Genomic DNA, 22208 nt, shown 5'->3' on the forward strand with positions numbered 1-22208 from the left:
CGGTTACTGGTGCCGGTCGGGTGCGGAATCGGCGCAGTCGGGGTTCCGGCAGGTGCCCCGGTGCCACTCCGGGACGTAGATCCCGAGGGTCTTGTGCCGTTTGATCTCCGCGGGGACGTGGTGGCCGCAGGACGGGCAGGTGTGCCCGCGCTGTACGTCGGCCTGCCGCGGTTCGGCCTGCGTCGTCTTCGTGTGCTGCGTGTGACTGCCCATGATTCTCACGTCCACGCTAGGAAGAGCCTTTCATAAGCTTTTGCCCCTACTTTACGTTCTCATGCCCGGGGAGAACAGTCCTGTGCCGCGTCGGGCCTCACCGGGGGTCCTGCCGCCCGCCTGGGGGTGGAGCCAGGGACTCCTCCTCGTCCGGGCCGTCCGTGTCCTCGTCGGCACCCTCGGCCGTGTCGGCGGGGCGTCGCAGGCTCAGGATCACCGAAACCGTCAGGACCACGACGATGATCGCCAGGCTCACCGGGGAAGGGATCTCCGGCACGGAGGGGCTGACCATCTTGTGGAGCGCCTGGAGGATGAGCTTGACGCCGATGAAGCCCAGGATGATCGCCAGGCCCTTGCTCAGGTAGTGGAAGCGGTCCAGCAGCCCCGACAGGAGGAAGTACAGGGCCCGCAGGCCGAGAATGGCGAAGGCGTTGCTGGTGTAGACGATGAAGGCGTCGTCGCTGACCGCGAGCACGGCCGGCACGCTGTCCACGGCGAAGATGAGGTCCGCCGCCTCGATCGCGGCGACGACGGCGAGCAGCGGCGTCGCCACCCGCTTGCCCGCCTCTTTCACGAAGAACTTCGGGCCCGCGTAGGTGTCCCGTACGGGGATGATCTTGCGCAGCAGCCGGACGGCGAAGCTCTTGCCCGGGTCGAAGCTCTCCTCCTCGCCCTTGAGGATCTTGTAGACGCTGTAGAAGAGGATGGCCGCGAAGACGAACAGGACGGCGGTGAACCGGCTGACCACGGCCACGCCCGCGGCGAGGAAGATACCGCGGAACACCAGGGCGCCGATGACGCCGAAGAAGAGAACCCGGTGCTGGTAGGCGCGGGGCACCTTGAAGTACGCGAAGATCAGGGCGAAGACGAAGAGGTTGTCGACCGAGAGGCTCTTCTCCAGCAGCCACGCGGTGGTGTACTCCGTGCCCGCCGTTCCGCCGAGGACGAGGAAGACGACCCCGCCGAAGACGAGGGCGAGGCCGACCCACAGCCCGCTCCAGGCCGCCGCCTCCTTGAAGCCGATCACGTGCGTGTCACGGTGGGCCAGCAGGTCGACGACGAGCGACACGACGACGGTCGCGGCGAAGGCTATCCACAGCCAGAACGGCACATCGAACATGCGGGCCTCGCAATGATCCGCAGGGACACGCCCCTACACACGAGTGTGCCCCACGCGTCGGCCGGGGACGATCTCAGCGGTCCTCGGCCAGGGGGGCGGGGCGCAGCGTCTCGGACGGCACGCCGTTGGCCTTGGCCGCGTCTGCGAGGGCCTGGGCGGCGGCCTCCGCGGCCTGCGCCGTGTCGTTCGCCGCCTGGGCCACGCCGTCGTCGGAGCTCTTCTCCCGGGTGGCGGGCGACTGGGGCAGCGCTTCGGTGAAGGCGCGGGACACCCCTTGCAGTGCGGAGGTGACCTCGCTGGGAATCACCCAGAAGGTGCTGCCCGACCCCTGGGCGAGCTGGGGCAGCACCTGGAGGTACTGGTAGGCGAGGAGTTTGGGGTCGGGGTCGTTGCGGTGCACGGCCTGGAAGACCTCGTCGATCGCCCGTGACTGCCCCTCGGCCTTGAGGATCTCGGCGGTGCGGTTGCCCTCCGCACGCAGGACGGCGGCCTGCTTGTCGCCCTCGGCGGTGAGGATCTGCGACTGGCGTTGCCCTTCCGCGCCGAGAATGGCGGCGCGCTTGTCCCGCTCGGCCCGCATCTGCTTCTGCATCGCGTCCTTGATGGACTGCGGGGGGTCGATGGCCTTGATCTCCACCCGGTTCACTCGCAGCCCCCACTTGCCGGTGGCCTCGTCGAGCACACCGCGGAGCTGGCTGTTGATGGTGTCGCGTGACGTGAGGGTCTTCTCCAGATCCATGGAACCCACGACATTGCGCAAAGTGGTGACGGTGAGCTGCTCGACCGCCTGGAGGAAATTGGCGATCTCGTAGAAGGCCGCGCGTGGATCGGTGACCTGGAAATACAGCACGGTGTCGATCTCGACGACCAGGTTGTCCTCGGTAATGACCGGCTGCGGTTTGAAGGAGACGACCTGTTCCCGGAGATCGATCACCGGGTAGACACGATCGATGTACGGAATGACGAGGTTCAGGCCGGGTTTCAGGGTGCGGTGGTAGCGGCCGAGCCGTTCGACATTGCGGGCGCGGGCCTGCGGCACGATGCGTACCGCCCGCACCACGGTGAAAACCGCGAGAAGCGCGACGATCACACCGGCGATGAGGAACGCCGAGACTTCCATGGTCACTCCCGGGGGTAGACGAGTGCGGTGGAACCGCTGATCTCCATGACGTCGACGGTCGCTCCCTGGGGGATCACCAGCGTCTCGTCATAGGAACGGGCCGTCCATTCCTCACCGCCGATACGGACCCTGCCCTCCATGCCCGTCACCTCGGAGACGACGTAGGCGGCTTTCCCGACCAGTGCGTCCACCCCGAATCGCTCTCTCTGGGGCTGGATGACGTGGCGCAGCGCGATGGGGCGCACGAAAAGGACGGTGACCGTGGCGACGACGGTGAAGACCAGGAACTGGAAAGGCGGTGAAAGTCCGGCCGCGGCGGACCCGGCCGTGATCAGCGCGGCCGCGCCCAGCATTCCGAGCGCGGCGGTGAGAGTGAAGATCTCCGCCACGATCAGGACCCCCGCGACGGTCAACCAGATCAGCCATGGATCCATTACGACCCCCTCCTGGACGGTGCGGGTACGCGAATGGCTGGGCGTATACCTCTGTTTTACCTTCTTCCAGGAAAACAGAACCCTTCCGGTGCTGTCACGGCTCCGTCCGTAGAACGTTTCGGACCGGCGTGGGGGTCAAGGCCCTACGAGTGCCTCTCGCGCCGCCTGAGGCCGTGCGGTGGGCTGTCCCCATGAGGAAGAGAAGCCTCGCGGCGCTGACCGCTGCCCCGGTCGTCCCCCCGGCGGCGGACCGCCGCACGGCGGAGCGGGACGACGCCACCTCATTGAGACGCGGGCGCTCCGGCGGGGCGCCGCGCCCGCGTCGGCGCCTGCGTCTGCGTCTGCGTCTGCGTCTGCGTCTGCGTCTGCGTCTGCGTCTGCGTCTGCGTCTGCGGGGATGTCGTACGCCGGCCTTCACGGCTCCCGGCGCGCACGGTCACCGGCCGGCGCGGTACTGCCGCGGACGATCAACGCGGGCTCGACGGACGCGGGTTCCGGCGCCGCCCCCGGGTCCGCGATGTGCCGCAGCAGGTGGCCGACCGCGAGGGCCCCCATCTCGGTGAACGGCTGGGCCACCGTGGTCAGCGAGGGCGAGCAGTACTCCGCCAGCGCGATGTCGTCCACACCGACGACGGAGATGTCCTCGGGCACCCTCCGGCCGAGTTCGTGCAGGGCCCGGATCACCCCGAAGGCCATCTCGTCGCTCGCCACGAACACCGCGGTGACGTCGGGGATCTTGCCCAGGATCAGCCCGTTGCGGTACCCGGAGGCGGGTGTCCAGTCGCCCTCCAGCACCGGGGGCACGGACAGTCCGGCCTCCTCCAGGGTGTCGCGCCAGCCGACGCGGCGGCTGGCGGCGTCGAGCCACTCCTCGGGCCCCGCGACGTGCCAGACGGTCTCGTGGCCCAGCCCGATCAGATGACGTGTCGCCAGACGTGCCGCCAGGGTCTGGTCGACGGCGACGACCTCGGTGGCCGAGGTCCTCGATCCGTCGACGGTGACGGTCGGCACCGAGCGGGTGAGCTGCTCGATCCTCGGACTCACATGGACCAGCGGCACCGAGAGGACGACCCCCTCGACGCCCTGCTCCGCCAGCCGGGACAACGCCCCCTCGATGGCCGCGGTGTCCAGCGACGCGGTGGTCGCGGTGCTGATCGCGTACCCGGCCTCGCGTGCCGCGGTCTCGATGCCGAACGTCAGGTTCGCGCGGGAGTAGAAGTTGGTCTGCAGCGTCACGACGCCGATCGTCCGGCTGCGTCCCGACGACAGCACGCGTGCCGCGTTGTTCTTGCGGTAGCCGAGCTGTTCGACGGCGGCGAGCACCCTGGCGCGGGTCTTCTGCTGGACGTTGGGGTGACCGGCCAGGGTCCGGGACACCGTCTGGGCGGAGACCCCGGCGAGCCGGGCCACGTCCGCCATGCCGGGCTGCCGCGCGACGCCGTCCTCGGCCGTCCGCCTGCTCACGGGCCTCTTGCCGACCGCCGGTGTTTCCGATGACATCGCTCGCCTCTCCGGAGACGACGCGGTCCCGACCGCGTTCGTCGCAGATGGTGGTCCGCACGGAAGTCTAGCCGCGTAGGCCCTATCGGCATCGATAACATCCTCTGTCATGGTTCCCGCCAGCGCACGGGGCCGGACAGATCGGCTCGGCGCGGGGAGCCGTAGCCGACGCCGAGGAGGCGGAATGGCACCAGGGTGGCAGCGATAACATCGCACGCGGCCCGCTGGGCGGCGCTCCGGCCCGGGAGGGCCCCGCGCCCACCCGCCTCGATGTGCTGTCGGAGGGTGTCATCACCAACGCGACCGAGGACTCGCCGCAGAACGACAACACCAACGGGAACACCCGCATGCGGTCGCGCGTCGTCGACGCCGGCGACGGCCGACGCCGGGCGGAGCTGTCGGTCGGCACCGGACGGCGAGGAGTGGACGACCGTGGCCGACGGCACCCTGAAGGGCGTCCTGCGGACGCAACCGATCTCCGTCGACCGGGTGCGCGCCTCCCACGTGAGGTTCACCGCACTGAACGCGCTCAACGGACAGCCGTACGCGGCCGCCGCGTAGATGCGGGTCTACGGCGTGCCGGTGGACCTTCCGACGGGCCGCCCCCCGGGCGAGCGCCCTGCCGCCCCCTCCTGATCCGGCGTGGGTCGGCGGCCCGCCCCCTGCCGGGCGGGCCGCCGGCGCGCGGGGCCGTGAGGAGGTCAGTCGAACGTCTCGACGTACTCCTGCGGCGGCCCGAGATCGGGTCGGTCGTGCAGGGTGATCCGGTCGCCGAAGCCTTCGAGTTCCAGCACGGTCAGGGTGTTGTCGCCAGGGTGCAGCAGCGGGCCGGGCAGGTAGAGCGTGGTCTGCGGTCCGATCTCCCAGTAGCGGCCCAGCAGGGTGCCGTTGACCCAGAGGAAGCCCTTCCCGAAACCGGGCAGGGCCACGAAGGTGTCCGCCGGCTCGTCCACGGACAGCGTGGCGGTGGCGAAGCCGGCCCGGCCGTCCGGTGGGGCCGCCGTGGCGGCGCGGGCCGTGTCCTGGCGCGTCCACTCGTCGAGCGGCAGCGGACGGATCGTCCAGCCGTGCACCAGCCTGCGTTCCACCCGCACCCCGCCGAGGATGCCCTTGCCCTGGCCGAGCAGCGGGCCGTAGTTGATCCGCCCCTGGTTCTCCACCAGCAGCGCCAGCCGGACGCGTACTCCCGTGCCGGGGACGGTGCACGAGGCACTCTCGCGGTCCAGTACGGCGACGGGGGTGCCGTCGACGAACACCTGGGCGCGGTCGTGCAGACCCGTGACGGTCAGTTCGTGGTTCCCCGGCGGCAGCAGCGGCTTGGCCTCGTAGAGGGCCAGGCCCGAGGCCAGGGACAGTTCCTCGAAGCTCAGGGGCAGCGGTGCGGGTACCGGTTCGGCCGCCGCGCGCAGCGCGTCCAGCAGGGCCGCTTGCCGGGTGACCGGGAGTGCACGGGGTGCCAGCAGCGGTGGATCGGCGGGCAGCGGGCGCCTCGCTCCGGCACCGTCGAGCGCGGTCAGTTTCTCCCTCAGGGCGAAGAACTTCGGGGTCAGGGCGCCGTTCTCGGCGATGGGGGCGTCCGAGTCGTAGCTGGTGACGGCCGGCTGGATCCGGCCACCGTCGTGGTTGGCGCCCGCCCACAGTCCGAAGTTGGTCCCGCCGTGCGCCATGTAGAGGCTCACGGAACCGCCCTCGTCGAGGATGCCACCGACGGCCTCGGCGGCGCTCTCGGCCGACCTGACGTGGTGCTTCTCGCCCCAGTGGTCGAACCAGCCGTTCCAGAACTCGGCGCAGAAGAACGGCTCCCCGGGCCGGCGCGAGCGCAGCAGCGCCGCGGCCTGAGCGGGGCGTGAGCCGAAGGTCGCCGCCGCCAGTTCGCCGGGCAGGGCGCCGCCGTCCTGCATCAGCGGGGTCGGTCCGTCGGCCGTGTAGAGCAGTTCGGTGATGCCCCGAGCGACGAGGGCGTCGCGAACGTGGCGGACATAGGCCTGGTCGTCGCCGTAGCTGCCGTACTCGTTCTCGATCTGTACGGCCACGACCGGCCCGCCCCGACCGGTCTGGAGGTCGGCGACGCGCGGGATCAGCTCGTCGAACCAGCGGTCGACCGCCTGCAGGAAGGGGCCGTGGGAGGTGCGCAGCCGCATGCCGGGAGTGCCGGTCAGCCAGGCCGGCAGACCGCCGTTGTCCCACTCGGCGCAGATGTACGGGCCCGGCCGCACGATGACGTCGAGGCCCTCCCCCTGGGCGAGCCGGGCGAACCGGGCCAGGTCGCGCGGGCCGTCGAAGCGGACGTCGCCCTCGCTGCGCTCGTGGAAGTTCCACGGCACGTAGGTGTCCACCGTGTTCAGACCGAGGGCGGCCAGCCGCCCGAGCCGGTCGGCCCACTGCTCGGGACGGACCCGGAAGTAGTGCAGCGAACCCGCCAGGACGCGGTGCGGGCGCCCGCCCCGCAGGAGAACGCCGTCGCCGTAGGTCAGGGTGGCGGCGGCCGGCGGCGGGGTGGAGGTGCTCACTTGACGGCTCCAGCGGTCAGGAGGGGGACGAGGACACCATCGATCGGAAGTTGGAACTATGACAGAGAATGTTATCGATGCCAATCCAAGTGCGGTGTTCGTGCCATTAACATGATCCGCTGCTGCTTACCCCCATGAGAGCGATGCCATCGGTCCGGGAGAACAGCACTCCGGGGCGGCGGGCCAGGTGCCGCCCCGGAGCTGATGGTGGTCCGCTGGTCGGAGCGCGAGCGGTTCGGTGAGGCGGATGTCGGCGAGGGAGCGGGCCACGTGGACGTCATACGTGCCCGCGACGCGGCGCCGGCCGTCGCCGTCCCAGATCTCGAAGGCGCGGTCGGGCGGTTCGACCGTCACCGAGGCGCTCTCGCCGGGGGCGGCCGTCACATGGGCCAGACCGGCGAGCCACCGCGCCGGGCGGTCCGGGCCGGGGCCGGTCGGCGGGACGTACAGGACCCGGATGCGGAGGAACCTGCCCGTAGCGGTGCGGTCAGCGAGCGGATGTCGGGCTGACCGTGGTGCGGCCAGCCGAGCGGCCCCAACACGCCGAGCGAGCCCGCGTGTTCACTCTGGCTACGCGGTCTTGCAGAACTCCGCGAGTCCGATGTTGATGTGCTTCGCCTCGTCCTCGGTCACCTCGTGCGTGCTGCTGGTGAACCGCTGCTGCGCGCTCCACTCCAGCCGCTCGGCTCCGCCGTTGATCGCCGCGCACTGGTTGCGGGCGTTGTCGATGGCGTCGTCCTCGTCGGCGACCAGTGCCGGGTTGACGTCGAACAGAACGGCGAGAACGTTGTCACGGGCCTTGCCGGTCGGCTCCGGGGGGATGCCGGCCTTCTTCTCCGCGGCGGGGTAGTCGACGTTGGGGCTCGCGGCCCTGGTGGTCGGGGCGGCATCGGTGCTGTCGTCGCCGCTGCCGCACGCCGACAGGGCGGCGAGGGCGGCGAGCAGGACGGCGGCGGTTGCGGTGCGCTTCACGGTGTGGTCCCCCCACGGGTACGAGTGTGTCTGGTGTGAGACACGGCTGGGGGGAGGATGGTTGCACCCCGGACGGGGCGCGCCCACGACGTTCCCGCGCGTGACCTTCACCGCCGCAAGGCCGATACTGCCGACAGCAGTCACGGACCACCAAGAACAGGAATGACCCCGAAACCACGTCTGAGCAGTAGAAACGCAGGCCAAGGACTCGCCTGCCGCCCGCTTCCCAGGAGGTACCCATGAAAATGCTCATCAACGTCCCGGAGACCGTGGTCGCGGACGCGCTGCGCGGTATGGCGGCCGCCCATCCCGAGCTGACCGTGGATGTCGAGAACAGGGTGATCGTGCGGCGGGACGCGCCCGTGGCCGGCAAGGTGGCGCTGGTGTCGGGGGGCGGCTCCGGGCACGAGCCGCTGCACGGCGGGTTCGTGGGGCCCGGGATGCTGTCGGCGGCCTGTCCGGGTGAGGTGTTCACCTCGCCGGTGCCGGACCAGATGGTGCGGGCGGCGGCGGCCGTGGACAGCGGGGCCGGGGTGCTGTTCGTCGTCAAGAACTACACCGGCGACGTGCTCAACTTCGACATGGCCGCCGAGCTGGCCGAGGACGAGGGCATCCAGGTCGCCAAGGTGCTGGTCAACGACGACGTGGCGGTGACGGACAGCCTGTACACGGCCGGGCGGCGCGGTACGGGGGCGCCGCTGTTCGTGGAGAAGATCGCCGGAGCCGCGGCGGACGAGGGCCGGCCGCTGGAGCGGGTGGAGGCGATCGCCCGGCAGGTGAACGACAGCTCCCGCAGTTTCGGTGTCGCGCTCAGCGCCTGCACCACGCCGGCCAAGGGCAGCCCCACCTTCGACCTGCCGGGCGGCGAGCTGGAACTGGGCATCGGCATCCACGGGGAGCCCGGCCGGGAGCGGCGCCCGATGATGACCTCGGGGGAGATCGCCGAGGCCGCCGTGGACGCCGTCCTGACGGACCTCACCCCGCGCAACCCCGTCCTGGTCCTGGTCAACGGCATGGGCGCGACGCCGTTGCTGGAGCTGTACGGCTTCAACGCCGAGGTTCAGCGCGTACTCGGCGAGCGCGGTGTCGCCGTGGCCCGCACCCTCGTCGGCAACTACGTCACCTCGCTGGACATGGCGGGAGCCTCGGTCACCCTGTGCGAGATCGACGAGGAACTGCTCGGGCTGTGGGACGCGCCGGTGAAGACGCCGGGTCTGAGGTGGGGCATGTGACGGCGGACGGGGAAGGGATCGCGACGTACCTACCAGGCAAGGAGATCCAGTGCTCGACGCCGACTTCTTCCGCCGTTGGATGACGGCGACCGCCGCGTTGGTCGACCGCGAGGCGGAACGGCTCACCGCCCTCGACTCCCCGATCGGCGATGCCGACCACGGCAGCAACCTCCAGCGCGGGTTCACGGCCGTTACGGCCACGCTGGAGAAGGAGGCGCCCGACACGCCCGGCGCGGTCCTGACGCTCGCCGGGCGGCAGCTCATCTCCACGGTCGGCGGTGCCTCGGGACCGCTGTACGGGACGCTGCTGCGCCGCACCGGCAAGGCGCTCGGCGAGGCCGCCGAGGTGAGTGAGGGGCAGTTCGCCGAAGCGTTGCGGACAGGGGTGGACGCCGTACGGACCCTCGGGGGTGCCGCGCCGGGCGACAAGACCATGATCGACGCCCTGGTGCCCGCCGTGGACGCCCTCGGCGACTCGTTCGCCGCGGCCCGCGCCGCGGCCGAGGAGGGGGCCGAGGCGACCGTGCCGTTGCAGGCTCGCAAGGGCAGGGCGAGCTATCTCGGCGAGCGCAGCATCGGGCACCAGGACCCCGGGGCGACCTCCGCGGCGCTGCTCGTCGCGGCGCTGGAGGAGGCGGCCGGTGAGTGACGACAAGCTGGTCGGGATCGTGCTGGTGTCGCACAGCGCGGAGGTCGCCGCGTCCGTGGCCGAACTGGCGAAGGCCCTGTCGGGCGGTGGCGTGACGGCGCCGATCGCGCCGGCGGGCGGGACCGCGTCCGGCGGGTTCGGGACCAGCTCCGAGCTGGTGTCGGCCGCCGCCGCGTCCGTGGACCGGGGCGCGGGGGTCGCCGTCCTCACCGACCTCGGCAGCGCGGTGCTCACCGTCAAGGCGCTGCTCGCCGAGGGCGACGAACTCCCGGAGAACACCCGCCTGGTGGACGCCCCCTTCGTCGAGGGCGCGGTGGCCGCGGTCGTGACGGCCACGACGGGCGCCGACCTCGCGGCCGTGGAGGCGGCGGCCGCGGAGGCGTACTCCTACCGGAAGGTCTAGCCGCGGACGTCCGGTGCCCGCAGACGTCCGGTGCTGCGGGAGGCGGCGGGGGACCCGCCCCCGCCGCTCCACGGTCTCCCCCACCCCGGCAGCGCCACCCCTCGGGTGCGTCAGGTGAGGCCGTCCGCCGCCGCCCGGACAGCGGTGCGCAGGGTCGCGGCCAGTTCCGCCCGCGCCGTCGCGGCGTCGGCGCGGGCGTCGGCGGTGTGCCAGGCGTGGTGTTCGACCGCCGCGCGCAGCGCCGCGTTGAACATGGCCGCCCAGATCGCCGGCCGCAGATCGTCGGCGGGCAGCCCGGCCCGTTCGGCGAGGGCGCGGGCGAACGCCGGTTCGGCCTCGTCGTAGGTCTGCAGCCAGACCGCGCGCAGGCCTGGTTCGGTGCGGGTCAGCCGTACCAGTGCCCCGACGGTGGCGTGGGCGGGTCCGGCGAGGAGTCGGTCGTCGTCCGCCGCCCGCTGCTCGAAGTCGAAGACCTCGTCGAGGGGCCGACCGGGCCGCCACTGCCGCAGCGAGTCGGCGATCAACTCGACGCCGGCCGCGAGCAGCGGGCGTACACAGCTCTCCTTGGTCGGGAAGTAGCGCCACACCGTGCGCGCCGAGATGCCGGCCGCGCGGCCGATCTGCTCGCCCGTGGTCGCGGCGACTCCCTGGGTGACGAAGAGGTCCACGGCGGCGCGGGCGATCTCCAGCCGGATCTCGGCCTTGCGTTCCTCGGTCAGGGGCGGTCGTCCTGTGCGTCCGCGAACTGCGGCCATCTTCTGGTCCTCCGGCGCCGGTGGTGCTCTTCCGGAATTCTCCACGACTACTTTTTGTCGCTCACCGACAATAAGTCGTAGGCTGGCCCGGCAGCGGGCTCCAGCCGCTGGACCTCAGGAGAAGGAGCACGACATGAACGGCGGACCGGGCGGGCGCGGTGTCATCGTCACCGGAGCGGGATCCGGCATCGGGCGGGCCGCCGCGCTGGCCTTCGCCGCGCAGGGTGACCGCGTCGTGCTGGCGGACCTCAACGCCGAGGGAGCGGACGCGGCGGTCCAGGAGATCGAGGCGGCGGGCGGCACCGCCGTGGCCGTGGCGGGCGACCTGAGCGAGCAGGCCGTCGTCGACCGGGTGACGGCGACCGCGGTCGAGCGGTTCGGCGGGATCGACGTCCTCGTGAACAACGCCGGGATCATGGACCGGATGTCGGCGCTCGCGGATGTGAGCGACGCCGAGTGGGAGCGGGTACTGAGGGTCAATCTCACCGCTCCCTTCCTGCTGACCCGCGCGGTGCTGCCGCACATGCTGGCGGCGGGCCGGGGTGCCGTGGTCAACACCGCCTCCGAGGCGGCCCTGCGCGGCAGCGCGGCGGGCGCCGCCTACACGGCCTCCAAGCACGGCGTGGTGGGGCTGACCAAGTCCCTGGCGGTGATGTACCGGGGACGGGGCATTCGCGCCAACGCCATCTGCCCAGGCGGCACGCAGACCGCCATCACCGTCGACCCCGCCCAGGGCGCCCACGGGCCGGCCACGCTCGGCCCGCACTTCGTCAACCTCGGCCGGGTGTCGCAGCCCGAGGAGCAGGCCGCGGCGATCGTGTTCCTCGCCTCGGAGGCGGCGAGCAACATCAACGGCGCGATCCTGCCCGTCGACGACGGCTGGTCCGCGGTCTGAGGCACGCCGCCCACGAGGCGCCGGGGATCACTCGCCGTCCACGAACTCCCGCGCCAGGCGCTCCCCCGCCTTCTCGGCGGCGTCCTTGTCCTCGATGGGCTCGACCTCGCTGCCCTTGAAGACGATGTACGTCACACCGGACGCGACACCGCCCCCGTGCGGGTCGGCCGGGATGCCGAGCGACTCCGCCGCGGCGTAGGAGGCCTCGCCGATGAGGTCGCGCGGGCCGACGTCGCCGACGACCGCGTAGCGCACCCGGTCCCCGTGGACGAGCGCCGCCACCGATCCGCCGCGGACGTCGGACTCTCGGTGGTCCCAGATGCCGCTCGGCTCGGGCACGACGACGTAGGGCAGGCGCTCGGCGTCCAGGGGCCGGCCGTCCGACCGGGTGTAGGCGGTGGCGGGGGTGAAGTGCGGGTCGGTGCCGCTGTTGCACCGGTCACCGGGGCGTCCGTCGCAGTCGACGTCCAGGTCGGCCTTCCAGTACACGGCGTCCCGCGTTCCGCAGACCGGGATGTCCGCGCTCGCTCCGGCGTCGGAGCGGTAGCGCCCGCGCGAGACGGGGCCGCAGCCCCGCACCTTGGCCAGCAGGTCGGCGGCGCGGACAGGTCCTTCGCGCCGGGTCTCCTTCGACCCGTCACCACCACCGGCACCGGCCTCGGCTCCGGGCCGGATCCCGGACGGCGGAACGAGCCCGGCCCGGGACGGCGGAACCGGTCCGATCCGGGCGCCGGACCTGTCCGCGCGGACCGGCCGGGCCTCGTGCTGGTGACCCGCCCTGAGCTCGGGCTGAGGGCCGGGGCGGGGCGGGAGCGGAGCGCCGGGGAACGTCGTGGGGGCGAGCAGGGCGGCGCTGGCCGCGACCAGTGTCAGCGACTGGACACGCACTATGGGGCCTCTCCTGGGGGACAGGGACGGTGACTCGGCCACATCTGTCCCCGAATCGTGCGCGCGGCCACCTTTTCTGGGCCAGACGGTGCACGTCCGTGCCCCGGCGGGGTCGGGAGCCGGTGCCCTCCCGGGCGCGGGGGCGGTGGCCTCACGAGGGCGCGACCGACGGCCGGGCGAGCCGGGCCCGTACCGACTCCGGTCCGTCCGGCCGCCCGCGCCGGCGCGGCAACAGCGACGACAGCGGTCCGCGCCGCCTGACCTGAACTCCCCTGATACGCCGGGGACTTCGGCCGTGAGGAGATTCAGCATACGTAACCCTTGCGAGAGGTCACCAACGACGCCCTCTTGATGTGATCGCGTCACAGGCGCATATTGGTCCGGACCATTCCTGTCGAGTCGAAGTCGAAGTCGAAGCCGACGCCGAGCCGGAGCCGTCCTGGAGGCAGAGCCGTGCGAGACGCACCCGTTCCCGCTGTTCCCGCCCGCCTCTCCGTACCGCGCCACTGCGCCCTGCTCTGCGGAGCACTCGTCCTGGTCACGTCCTGCGGCTGGGGCATGGGCGACGACGGCGACGGGAGCGGCGCGCCGCCAGGAGCGCCGACGGGCGTCACCGCCGCGGCGGGCAGCGCCACGACCGTGCACGTGATGTGGAACGCGGTCGACGGCGTCGAGACGTACGAGGTCTATCGCGGCGGCACGTTGGTGAAGGAGGTGGAGGCGTCCGACCGTATGGTGGACGTCACCCGGCTGCGCCCCTCGACGGCCTACGCCTTCACCGTGCGGGCGCGCGACGCCGACGGACGACTGGGGCCGCGCAGCCAGGAGGTGCGGGCCACCACCCCCGCCGCCGTCGCCGGCGACGACTCCGCCCCGACGCGCCCGGCGGACGCCAGGGGCCGGGCGGCGGGCAGCCGGGCGGTCCAGCTCAGCTGGTCCGCCGCGACCGACGACCGCGGGGTCGTGTCGTACGACGTCTACCAGGGCGCGACGAAGGTGCACAGCGTCGGCGGCGGCCAGACGGCGGCCGTGGTCACGGGGCTGCGCGCGGGCACCCGGTACTCCTTCACAGTCCGGGCGCGGGACGCCGCCGACAACGTCTCCCCCGCCAGCGCCACCGTCCGGCTCACCACCTCGGGCTCCGACGACGGCCGCGCCACCGCGCCCACCGCCCTGCGTGCGGCCTCCCGCCTCGCCGACGGGGCTTACTACATCGACCTGAGCTGGGTCCCGCCGCGTACCGACGGCCTGGTCACCGAGTACCAGGTCCACCTGGACGGCCGCCCGGCGACGTCGCTCGTCTACGGCGCGGACGCGCCTCGCGACCGGGCGGAGTACAGCTTCTACGCGGGACCGGAGGCCGGGGTCACGCACCGGGTGCGGGTCCGGGCCAGGCTGTCCGACGGCACCTGGGGCGGCTTCTCGGCGGAGCGGAAGGTGACCCTGGGCGGGGGCAGGTGACGTTCCGGCGGTGGCGCCGGGCGGGGCACGCGTCACCTGGGCGGTCGCGCTCGGCATGCGGGCACGGCCGCCGCCCTGTTGGCTGCCCGTGAGGCAGCACGGGCGTTTCCGTTCTCGGCGGCGCAACCGGATGTACCGCCGACCGTGCCGCCGGAGGGCAGTCCACATGCGCATCTCATCGCCGCTTCTCCGCTCCGGCCTGACCGTGGCAGCCGCCGCCGCGCTGCCCGTCGCCCTGGCCGCCGGGCCGGCTTCCGCCGGCCCGGGGATCTCCGTGAGCACCACCGGGACCACCGTGTCGGTCACGACCACCGCCTGTGCCCAGCTCAACGGCAGTTGGGGCACCGCCTCGCTGCTCACCGGCAACCAGCGGGACTTCGCCCAGGGGCGCCAGGTGGCGCTGTCCGGGACGAGTTCCGGACAGTCCGCCTCCTGGGCGGGGATCAGCCCGGGCACGTACACGGTCATCGTCATGTGCTCCAACAACAGCACCGCCGGCACCCAGACCGTCATCGTCTCGGCGGCGCCCTCCCCTTCGCCCAGCCGCTCCGCCTCCCCCTCGCCCTCCGCGTCGCCGCGCGGTGTCATGGGCGGTCTCGGCGGGGCCGTCCAGGACTACGGCACGGCCACCCTCGTGGCGGGCGGCGCGCTGGTCGGCTCCGGCGTCATCGCCGCGGCGTGGTTCCTGCGCCGCCGCCAGAAGCCGTACCGGTTCTGAGCCGTGGACGCGCTCAGGCCCGCTCGTCACCCGGCAGCCCGGCGAACTCGGCCAGCGCGTGCCTGAGCCACTGGGTCCAGAAGGTCTCCAGGTCGATGCCGGCGCGCAGCACCAGGTGCCGCAGCCGGTCCTCGGTACTGTCCCTCTCGGGCGGGAAGTCCCGCTTCTCGATCTCCTCGTACTCGGCCAACTGCCTCTCGTGCAGCTCCAGATGGCGGCGCAGGTCCGTCTCGATACCGGCGGTGCCGACCACGGCCGCCGCACGCAGCCGCAGCAGCATCGTGTCCCGCAGGGGTTTGGGGTCCTGTGCGGCGGCGGCCCAGCGGGCCAGTTCGGCGCGGCCCGCGGGCAGGACCTCGTAGGACTTCTTCTGCCCGCGGGCCGGCTGCTGGCCGGGCAGCGCGCGGATCAGGCCTTCCGCCTCCAGTTTTCCCAGCTCGCGATAGATCTGCTGGTGCGTCGCCGACCAGAAGTAGCCGATCGACCTGTCGAACCGGCGGGTCAGCTCCAGCCCCGACGACGGCTTTTCGACCAGGGCGGTGAGGATCGCGTGCGGGAGTGACATGGGCTCATCCTAGGGACGGCCCCCGCGCCTTCCGGCCCACGCGGCCTACAGCGCCGCCGCCAGCTCGGTCCCCTGCTTGATGGCGCGCTTGGCGTCCAGTTCGGCGGCCACGTCGGCGCCGCCGATGAGATGCGCGCTGCGCCCGGCGGCGACCAGGTCGTCGTACAGACCGCGGCTCGGCTCCTGCCCCGTGCACAGAACGACCGTGTCGACCTCCAGGACGGTGGACTCGTCACCGATGGTGATGTGCAGTCCGGCGTCGTCGATCCGGTCGTAGTTCACGCCCGGGACCATGGTGACGCCGCGGTGCTTCAGCTCGGTGCGGTGGATCCAGCCGGTGGTCTTGCCGAGGCCGGCGCCGACCTTCGAGGTCTTGCGCTGGAGCAGGTGCACGGTGCGCGGCGGTGCGGGGCGCTCGGGCGTGGCGAGGCCGCCGGGTGCGCGGTAGTCCATGTCGACGCCCCAGAGGCGGAAGTACGTCTCGGGGTCCTCGTGCGCCTTGTCGCCGCCGTCGGTGAGGTACTCGGCGACGTCGAAGCCGATGCCGCCCGCGCCGAGGATCGCGACGCGGTCGCCGACGGGGGCGCCGTCGCGGAGCACGTCGAGGTAGCCGACGACGCTCGGGTGGTCGACGCCCGGGATGTCCGGGGTGCGCGGGGTGACGCCGGTGGCGACGACGACCTCGTCGTGGCCGGCGAGGTCGTCGGCCCCGACCCGGGTGTTCAGACGTACGTCGACGCCGTGTTCCGCCAGCCGGGTGCGGAAGTAGCGCAGCGTCTCGTCGAACTCCTGCTTGCCGGGGACCTTGCGGGCGACGTTGAGCTGGCCGCCGGTCTCGCTCGCCGCGTCGAAGAGGGTGACCTCGTGGCCGCGTTCGGCCGCGCTCACCGCACAGGCCAGCCCGGCCGGTCCGGCGCCGACGACCGCGACGCGCTTGCGCCGCCGGGTCAGGGTGAGGACCAGCTCGGTCTCGTGGCAGGCGCGCGGGTTGACCAGGCAGGAGGTGATCTTGCCGCTGAAGGTGTGGTCCAGGCAGGCCTGGTTGCAGCCGATGCAGGTGTTGATGGCCTCGGGCCGGCCGGCCGCGGCCTTGGCGACGAAGTCGGGGTCGGCGAGCATGGGACGGGCCATCGACACCATGTCGGCCGTACCCTCGGCGAGCAACCGCTCGGCCACTTCGGGGGTGTTGATGCGGTTGGTGGTGACGAGGGGTACGGCCACCTCGCCCATCAGGCGCTTGGTCACCCAGGTGTAGGCGCCGCGCGGCACGGAGGTGGCGATGGTGGGGATGCGGGCCTCGTGCCAGCCGATGCCGGTGTTGATGATGGTCGCTCCGGCGGCCTCGACGGCCTTGGCGAGGGTGATCACCTCGTCGAGCGTGGAGCCGCCGGGCACCAGGTCCAGCATGGACAGGCGGTAGACGACGATGAAGTCCTCGCCGACCGCCTCGCGCACCCGGCGGACGATCTCGACGGGCAGGCGCATGCGGTTCTCGTAGGAGCCGCCCCAGCGGTCGGTGCGGTGGTTGGTGCGCGCGGCGATGAACTCGTTGATCAGGTAACCCTCGGAGCCCATGATCTCGACGCCGTCGTACCCGGCCTCGCGGGCGAGGCGGGCGGTGCGGGCGTAGTCGTCGATGGTGCGCTCGACGTCGGCGTCGGTCAGCTCGCGGGGCACGTGGGGGCTGATCGGCGCCTGGAGGGGGCTCGGGGCGACGAGGTCGGCGTGGTAGGCGTAGCGGCCGAAGTGCAGGATCTGCAGAGCGATCCGGCCGCCCTCGCGGTGCACCGCCTCCGTGACGACCCGGTGCCGGTCCGCCTCGGCCGCGGTGGTCAGCTTGGCGCCGCCCTCGTAGGGCCGGCCCTCGTCGTTGGGGGCGATGCCGCCGGTGACGATGAGGCCCACTCCCCCGCGGGCCCGGGCGGCGTAGAAGGCGGCCATGCGCTCGAAACCGCGCTCGGCCTCTTCCAGGCCGACGTGCATGGAGCCCATCAGGACCCGGTTGGGCAGCGTGGTGAAGCCCAGGTCGAGCGGGCTCAGCAGGTGGGGGTAACGGCTCATCGGGCCCTCCGTGCGCGGTGTCGTGCCTCTGTTGTAGAGGACCGCCGCCTCTTTGTGCAACTAGTTGCACAAAGAGGCGGCGTACACCACACCGCCGCGTCGGCGGGCCTCGGTCAGTGACTCTCCAGCCGTACGTGCAGTTCCCGCTCCTGGTCTCCGGAGGCCGTGCTCAGGTCGTGCACGGTGAACAGGGAGTCCAGGGTGGTGCGGAAGCGCTCGATCGCCCAGTAGCCGCCCTGCACGTCGGCCTCCACGGACGCCGTGAGCCGGGCGGGATCGCACTCGCCCCGGGCCTCGGCCACGTCGAAGGTGCCGAGCCACACGGTGGGGCGCACCTCGTGGCAGTCCCGGGGCACCTCGTCCGAGCGCCGGTCGGACGAGAAGCACGTGCCCAGGGCGTCGAACACGGTCCGGGCGTCCTCCTTGCTGCACCCGCTCAGCTCCACCGAGACGGACTCCGGATGCAGTCGCTCACCGTCCATCGTGATCGCTCCTCTCATGGCCCATACCACCAGAAAAGCACCACCTGCGGTCGAGCACTACCGGCACGGTCCGGCCGTGACCGCGCCGGTGGCGGCGGACGGGTCAGCCCCGCGTGAAGCGGTAGGTCTTGCTGTCCGTCAGCACGCAGAAGCCCGGCGACACGACGATCACGCGCAGCGTGCCGGTACGGCGGTCGTAGTCGATGCCCTCCGTCTCGAAGTCGCCGGAGCACGCGCTGCGCAGGGGCAGCTGCCGCAGGGCGGTGACGTGGCCGGTGACGTCCGCGGTGCCGTTCGGCGCTGCGGACAGGTCGACGCGCAGCAGCGGCTTGGTGATGCCGAAGAGGGCGCCCTCCGGGTCGTCGGAGGAGCACAGCAGCGTGGTCGCGTCCAGGAAGTCGCAGCCCTGGACGTCGCGCACGGCGTGGTCCAGGTGGACGGTGGCCGCCTGCGGGAGGTTCGCCGCGGGCGAGGTGCTCGCGTTGACGCCGGGGGTCGGGAAGACCAGCAGCCGGTTCATGGTGCCCCACTCGCCCGCCAGCATCCACTGGCCGTCCGGGGAGATCGCGGACCAGGAGTTGTTCAGCGCCTCGCCGGGGCTCAGCGTGTGCACGTACTCCGACCAGCGTCCGTCCGGCGCCTGCACGCGGAACATCTTGGTGTTCCCGTCGTCCCGCTGGTAGGGCTCGACGTAGTGGCCGTCGTAGGAGGCATCGGGGTCGCCGACGTGGTTCCAGCCGCGGCTGCTGAGCCCCAGGGGGATGGTGCCGATGCCCGTGTAGCGGTTGGGACTGCCGGCCGGGACCTCGACCGAGGCCAGGCCCTGGCTCTCGGTCAGCGGGTCGGCACGGTCGGAGCCCACCTCGGTCCAGGTGTCGGCGGCCGGCGCCGCCGAGGCGGCCGGACCGGCGAGTGCGACGGCCAGGGCGAGGGCGGCGAGTCCGGTCAGGGCGGCGTGACAACGTTGCCGGGCGCGCAGGGGCATGGGCGGGCTCCTCGGTGGGGGGTGGGGCGGTACGCACTCGGCGCACAGTCTGTCCCGCCCGTGCGGTCATGTACAGACCAACCTCGGCCGCGCTCCGTGCGGCGGGGGCCGCCGTGCCGGGTGATGCTGGAAGGAGACGGCAGAGCCTCGGAGAAGCGGCCCTGTGCGCGGTGGAACGCGGTAGAACAAGGGAGTCGGCATCAAAAGGGCGTGCCGCGTGGAACGGCGAAGGCGGGGCGTGGGATGAGTGCAGCCGGGTCTGCCGGGTTCGAGGGCGACGCGTCGCCGCGCGGCCCGGTGCGGCCCAGCGGGCTGCTCGACGTGCTGAACGTGGCCTCGGTCGTGCTGGACACCGAGGGCCGGATCGTGCTGTGGAGCCCGCAGGCCGAGGAGCTGTTCGGGTACACGGCGCGGGAGGCGCTGGGGCAGTACGCCGCCCGCATCATGGTCCACGAACGCCACCTCGACCTGGTCGTGAAGCTGTTCGCCGACGTCATGAGGACCGGCAAGAGCTGGGCCGGGGCCTTCCCCATCCGGCGCAAGGACGGCGGCACCCGGTTGGTGGAGTTCCGCAACATGCGCCTCCTGGACGACCGGGGGGACGTCTACGCGCTGGGACTCGCCGTCGACCGGTCCACCGTGCGCCGGCTGGAGCACGACGTGGCGCTGTCCACGCGGGTGATCCGGCAGTCCCCGATCGGGCTGGCCGTCCTCGACACCGAGCTGCGGTACGTCTCGGTCAATCCGTCCCTGGAGGCCATGAACGGCATGACCGCCGAGGACCACCTCGGCCGGACGGTCCGCGAGGTGCTGCCCCTGGTGGAAGCGGCCCCCCTGGAGGAGGCGGCGCGCCGGGTGCTGGAGACCGGACGGCCGATCGTCGGCCAGCCCGCGACCGGGCGGACCCCCGCCGACCCGGACGAGGACCACACGTGGTCGCTCTCGCTGTACCGGCTGGAGGACGCGGTCGGTGCCGTACTGGGCGTGGCCGTCTCGGTCGTGGACGTCACCGAGCAGCACCGGGCGGGCGTCGAGGCCGAGGCCGCCCGGCGCCGGCTGGCCGCTGTCGCCGACGCCTCCGCGCGGATCGGCACCACGCTGGAGCTGGACCGCACCGCGCACGAGCTGGCCGGCGTGGCCGTACCGGACCTCGCCGACATCGCGGCCGTGGACCTGCTGGAGGCCGTGGTGAAGGGCCGCCGCAGCACCCTGGGCCCTGCCGAGCCCGCGGTGATCCGGGCCCTGGCCGTGCAGGCGAAGGACGCCCCGCAGGCACTGCGGGCGGCCGATCCGCCCGGCCAGGTCGCCCGGTACGGGCCGGACCGCCTGGTCACCGAGTGCGTGCGCACCGGCCGGCCGGTGATGGTGGAGCGGGTGACGGAGGAGGACCTGCCGCGTATCGCCCGTTCACCGGAGGCCACCGAACTGCTGCGCCGGGCGGGTGTGCACTCCTACCTGGCCGTTCCGCTGATCGCGCGGGGCGAGGTGCTGGGCGCCCTGGATCTCAAGCGGATCGGCAACCCGCTGCCGTTCGGCGAGGACGACCTGCTGCTGGCCCGGGAGCTGGCCGTCCGTGCGGCGGTGCAGATCGACAACGCCCGCTGGTACCAGAACGCCCGCGACACCGCCCTCACCCTCCAGCGCAGCCTGCTGCCCAGCCACCCCCCGGTGACGGGCGGGCTGGAGGTCGCCTCCCGCTACCAGCCCGCCGAGGCGACCAGCGAGGTCGGCGGCGACTGGTTCGACGTGATCGAGCTGGAGGACTGCAAGACCGCGCTCGTGGTGGGGGACGTGATGGGCAGCGGCATCGCGGCGGCGGCCTCCATGGGGCGGCTGCGCACCGCGACGAACACCCTGGCCGCCCTCGACCTCGATCCCGCCTTCCTGCTCGGTCACCTCGACCGGACCACGGCCGGCCTGGACCAGGCCATCGCCACCTGCCTCTACGCGGTCCACGACCCGCACCGGCGGCAGTGCCTGATCGCCAACGCCGGGCACCTGCCGCCGGTCCGGCTGCGCGCCGGCCGTCCGCCGGAGCTGCTGGACCTGCCCACCGGGGTGCCGCTCGGAGTGGGCGGCGTCGCCTTCTCGACCACCACGGTCGATCTGGAGCCGGGCGACCGGCTGGTGTTCTACACCGACGGTCTCGTCGAGACGCGCCGGCATCCGCTGGACGAGCGGCTGGACGCGCTCCTCGCCCTGCTGGAGGGCCCGGACCGCCCGCTGGAGGAGGTCTGCGACCTGCTCCTGCGCACACTGCACGAGCCGGAGAACTCCGACGACGTGGCCCTGCTGATCGCCCGGGCCACGGCGCCGGACGGGCCCTAGCGGGGCTGCGCGCCTACTCCCGCACGCCGATCACCACATGTGCGTGCAGCTCCTCGCAGACCGAGAGGCGGGTCGTCAGGCCGGCGCGGGTGAAGGCGTCGACGGCCGCCGGAGCCTGGCGTTCGCTCGTCTCGGCCAGCAGGCAGCCACCGGACGCCAGCCAGCGGGGCGCTTCGGCGGCGACCCTGCGCAGCACCTCCAGACCGTCGGTGCCGCCGTCGAGGGCGACCAGTGGCTCGTGGTCCCGTGCCTCGGCGGGCAGCAGGGCGACCTCGCCGGTGGGCACGTAGGGCACGTTGGCCGCGAGTATGTCCACCCGGCCGCGCAGCGTCGCGGGCAGCGCGTCGAACAGGTCACCGGCGTACACGCGGCCCCCGGCGTCCGCGAGGTTGCCGCGGGCGCAGCGCACGGCGGCCGGGTCGACGTCGGCGGCGTGCACCTCGGGCCGGTCGAGCGCGGCGGCCAGGGCGGCACCGACGGCGCCGGAGCCGCAGCACAGGTCCACGACGACGGCCGCGTCCGGCGCGTGTGCGAGGGCCTCGGCCACCAGGGACTCGGTACGGCGGCGGGGCACGAAGACACCGGGGGTGACGGCGATGCGCAGGCCCCGGAACTCGGCCCAGCCCAGGACGAGTTCGAGGGGCAGGCCGGCGACGCGGCGGCCCACCAGGGCGATGAGTTCCCCGGCGGTGCGGGCGGCGCCCAGGACCAGTTCCGCCTCGTCCTCGGCGAAGACGCAGCCCGCGGCGCGGAGCGCGGCCACGACGGAGTCACGCGAGGGGAACGAGTCGGAGAAGGGGGAGGGAAGGGAAGAGGTGGACGTGGAGGTGGAGAACAGCTGAGGCATGGAAGCCGAGAGCCTTTCGAGAACCGAAGGGCGCTCTCCCGGTCACCCGTCGGCGGGGACCGTACTGCCG

Annotated in this window: 23 protein-coding genes; 8 read left to right on the top strand and 15 right to left on the bottom strand. The window is 72.5% G+C overall.

Going from position 1 to position 22208, the window contains the following annotated elements; translation table 11 throughout:
• Window positions 1-3: 3 nt before the first annotated feature.
• The 5 genes from ACIQ6R_RS11605 to ACIQ6R_RS11625 form a co-directional block, all read right to left on the bottom strand.
• Complete coding sequence (locus ACIQ6R_RS11605) at window positions 4-213, bottom strand: hypothetical protein (protein ID WP_404185582.1); 210 nt, start codon at window positions 211-213, stop codon at window positions 4-6.
• A gap of 97 nt (window positions 214-310) precedes the next feature.
• Window positions 311-1333, bottom strand: a complete 1023-nt coding sequence (locus tag ACIQ6R_RS11610) for a TerC family protein (protein ID WP_404220475.1) — start codon at window positions 1331-1333, stop codon at window positions 311-313.
• A 73-nt stretch (window positions 1334-1406) separates the two neighbouring features.
• Complete coding sequence (locus ACIQ6R_RS11615; RefSeq protein WP_404220477.1) at window positions 1407-2453, bottom strand: SPFH domain-containing protein; 1047 nt, start codon at window positions 2451-2453, stop codon at window positions 1407-1409.
• A gap of 2 nt (window positions 2454-2455) precedes the next feature.
• Window positions 2456-2887 (bottom strand): NfeD family protein, encoded by a 432-nt coding sequence (locus ACIQ6R_RS11620; RefSeq protein WP_404220479.1) that lies wholly within the window; start codon window positions 2885-2887, stop codon window positions 2456-2458.
• Window positions 2888-3301: 414 nt separating this feature from the next.
• Window positions 3302-4306 carry a LacI family DNA-binding transcriptional regulator gene (locus tag ACIQ6R_RS11625; RefSeq protein WP_404221338.1) on the bottom strand — a complete coding sequence of 335 codons (1005 nt, stop codon included), beginning with the start codon at window positions 4304-4306 and terminating at the stop codon, window positions 3302-3304.
• Window positions 4307-4819: 513 nt separating this feature from the next.
• On the opposite strand from ACIQ6R_RS11625, the gene ACIQ6R_RS11630 reads away from it, so the two are divergent.
• Window positions 4820-4948: a hypothetical protein gene (locus ACIQ6R_RS11630; protein ID WP_404220482.1), complete on the top strand. Its 129-nt coding sequence runs from the start codon at window positions 4820-4822 to the stop codon at window positions 4946-4948.
• Window positions 4949-5088: 140 nt separating this feature from the next.
• On the opposite strand, the gene ACIQ6R_RS11635 is transcribed toward ACIQ6R_RS11630, so the two are convergent.
• From ACIQ6R_RS11635 to ACIQ6R_RS11645, 3 genes are all read right to left on the bottom strand, one after another.
• Window positions 5089-6897, bottom strand: a complete 1809-nt coding sequence (locus ACIQ6R_RS11635) for a glycoside hydrolase family 35 protein (RefSeq protein ID WP_404220484.1) — start codon at window positions 6895-6897, stop codon at window positions 5089-5091.
• A 126-nt stretch (window positions 6898-7023) separates the two neighbouring features.
• Window positions 7024-7422 carry a fibronectin type III-like domain-contianing protein gene (locus tag ACIQ6R_RS11640; protein WP_404221340.1) on the bottom strand — a complete coding sequence of 133 codons (399 nt, stop codon included), beginning with the start codon at window positions 7420-7422 and terminating at the stop codon, window positions 7024-7026.
• A gap of 45 nt (window positions 7423-7467) precedes the next feature.
• Window positions 7468-7869 (bottom strand): hypothetical protein, encoded by a 402-nt coding sequence (locus tag ACIQ6R_RS11645; protein WP_404185562.1) that lies wholly within the window; start codon window positions 7867-7869, stop codon window positions 7468-7470.
• 239 nt (window positions 7870-8108) lie between these two features.
• On the opposite strand from ACIQ6R_RS11645, the gene dhaK reads away from it, so the two are divergent.
• The 3 genes from dhaK to ACIQ6R_RS11660 are packed head-to-tail and all read left to right on the top strand — an operon-like array spanning window position 8109 to window position 10153.
• Complete coding sequence (gene dhaK / locus ACIQ6R_RS11650; RefSeq protein WP_404220486.1) at window positions 8109-9101, top strand: dihydroxyacetone kinase subunit DhaK; 993 nt, start codon at window positions 8109-8111, stop codon at window positions 9099-9101.
• 49 nt (window positions 9102-9150) lie between these two features.
• Window positions 9151-9750 carry a dihydroxyacetone kinase subunit DhaL gene (gene dhaL / locus ACIQ6R_RS11655; protein WP_404184262.1) on the top strand — a complete coding sequence of 200 codons (600 nt, stop codon included), beginning with the start codon at window positions 9151-9153 and terminating at the stop codon, window positions 9748-9750.
• The gene (locus tag ACIQ6R_RS11660) at window positions 9743-10153 is read left to right on the top strand and encodes a PTS-dependent dihydroxyacetone kinase phosphotransferase subunit DhaM (protein WP_404184259.1); all 411 of its coding nucleotides are present in this window, start codon (window positions 9743-9745) and stop codon (window positions 10151-10153) included. Before dhaL ends, ACIQ6R_RS11660 begins: the two co-directional genes overlap by 8 nt.
• A gap of 110 nt (window positions 10154-10263) precedes the next feature.
• Here ACIQ6R_RS11660 and ACIQ6R_RS11665 read toward each other — a convergent pair whose 3' ends face one another.
• Window positions 10264-10908 carry a TetR/AcrR family transcriptional regulator gene (locus tag ACIQ6R_RS11665; protein WP_404220488.1) on the bottom strand — a complete coding sequence of 215 codons (645 nt, stop codon included), beginning with the start codon at window positions 10906-10908 and terminating at the stop codon, window positions 10264-10266.
• A gap of 133 nt (window positions 10909-11041) precedes the next feature.
• On the opposite strand from ACIQ6R_RS11665, the gene ACIQ6R_RS11670 reads away from it, so the two are divergent.
• The gene (locus ACIQ6R_RS11670) at window positions 11042-11803 is read left to right on the top strand and encodes an SDR family NAD(P)-dependent oxidoreductase (protein ID WP_404184253.1); all 762 of its coding nucleotides are present in this window, start codon (window positions 11042-11044) and stop codon (window positions 11801-11803) included.
• 27 nt (window positions 11804-11830) lie between these two features.
• Here the strand turns inward: ACIQ6R_RS11670 and ACIQ6R_RS11675 are convergent, their stop codons facing one another.
• A complete protein-coding gene (locus ACIQ6R_RS11675; RefSeq protein WP_404220490.1) occupies window positions 11831-12691 on the bottom strand; it encodes a glycoside hydrolase family 75 protein in 861 nt (286 codons plus the stop codon).
• Window positions 12692-13144: 453 nt separating this feature from the next.
• Here ACIQ6R_RS11675 and ACIQ6R_RS11680 point away from each other — a divergent pair, with 453 nt between their 5' ends.
• The gene (locus tag ACIQ6R_RS11680; RefSeq protein ID WP_404220492.1) at window positions 13145-14152 is read left to right on the top strand and encodes a fibronectin type III domain-containing protein; all 1008 of its coding nucleotides are present in this window, start codon (window positions 13145-13147) and stop codon (window positions 14150-14152) included.
• A gap of 166 nt (window positions 14153-14318) precedes the next feature.
• Window positions 14319-14870, top strand: coding sequence for a hypothetical protein (locus tag ACIQ6R_RS11685; RefSeq protein ID WP_404184244.1), 552 nt, complete (start codon window positions 14319-14321; stop codon window positions 14868-14870).
• 13 nt (window positions 14871-14883) lie between these two features.
• On the opposite strand, the gene ACIQ6R_RS11690 is transcribed toward ACIQ6R_RS11685, so the two are convergent.
• The 4 genes from ACIQ6R_RS11690 to ACIQ6R_RS11705 form a co-directional block, all read right to left on the bottom strand.
• Window positions 14884-15435 carry a PadR family transcriptional regulator gene (locus ACIQ6R_RS11690; protein ID WP_404184241.1) on the bottom strand — a complete coding sequence of 184 codons (552 nt, stop codon included), beginning with the start codon at window positions 15433-15435 and terminating at the stop codon, window positions 14884-14886.
• Between the two features lie 45 nt (window positions 15436-15480).
• Entirely contained in the window at window positions 15481-17496 is a 2016-nt protein-coding gene (locus tag ACIQ6R_RS11695) for an FAD-dependent oxidoreductase (protein WP_404220494.1), read from the bottom strand.
• Between the two features lie 113 nt (window positions 17497-17609).
• On the bottom strand, window positions 17610-17978 hold the full coding sequence (locus ACIQ6R_RS11700) for a hypothetical protein (RefSeq protein ID WP_404184235.1): 369 nt from the start codon (window positions 17976-17978) through the stop codon (window positions 17610-17612).
• Between the two features lie 103 nt (window positions 17979-18081).
• Window positions 18082-18963 carry a hypothetical protein gene (locus ACIQ6R_RS11705; protein WP_404220496.1) on the bottom strand — a complete coding sequence of 294 codons (882 nt, stop codon included), beginning with the start codon at window positions 18961-18963 and terminating at the stop codon, window positions 18082-18084.
• A gap of 243 nt (window positions 18964-19206) precedes the next feature.
• On the opposite strand from ACIQ6R_RS11705, the gene ACIQ6R_RS11710 reads away from it, so the two are divergent.
• Complete coding sequence (locus tag ACIQ6R_RS11710) at window positions 19207-21291, top strand: SpoIIE family protein phosphatase (protein WP_404220498.1); 2085 nt, start codon at window positions 19207-19209, stop codon at window positions 21289-21291.
• A 13-nt stretch (window positions 21292-21304) separates the two neighbouring features.
• Here the strand turns inward: ACIQ6R_RS11710 and ACIQ6R_RS11715 are convergent, their stop codons facing one another.
• Window positions 21305-22138 carry a putative protein N(5)-glutamine methyltransferase gene (locus ACIQ6R_RS11715; RefSeq protein WP_404220501.1) on the bottom strand — a complete coding sequence of 278 codons (834 nt, stop codon included), beginning with the start codon at window positions 22136-22138 and terminating at the stop codon, window positions 21305-21307.
• Window positions 22139-22208: the final 70 nt, after the last annotated feature.

The organism is Streptomyces sp. NPDC096048 (genome assembly GCF_044763415.1).
GTDB lineage: Bacteria > Actinomycetota > Actinomycetes > Streptomycetales > Streptomycetaceae > Streptomyces.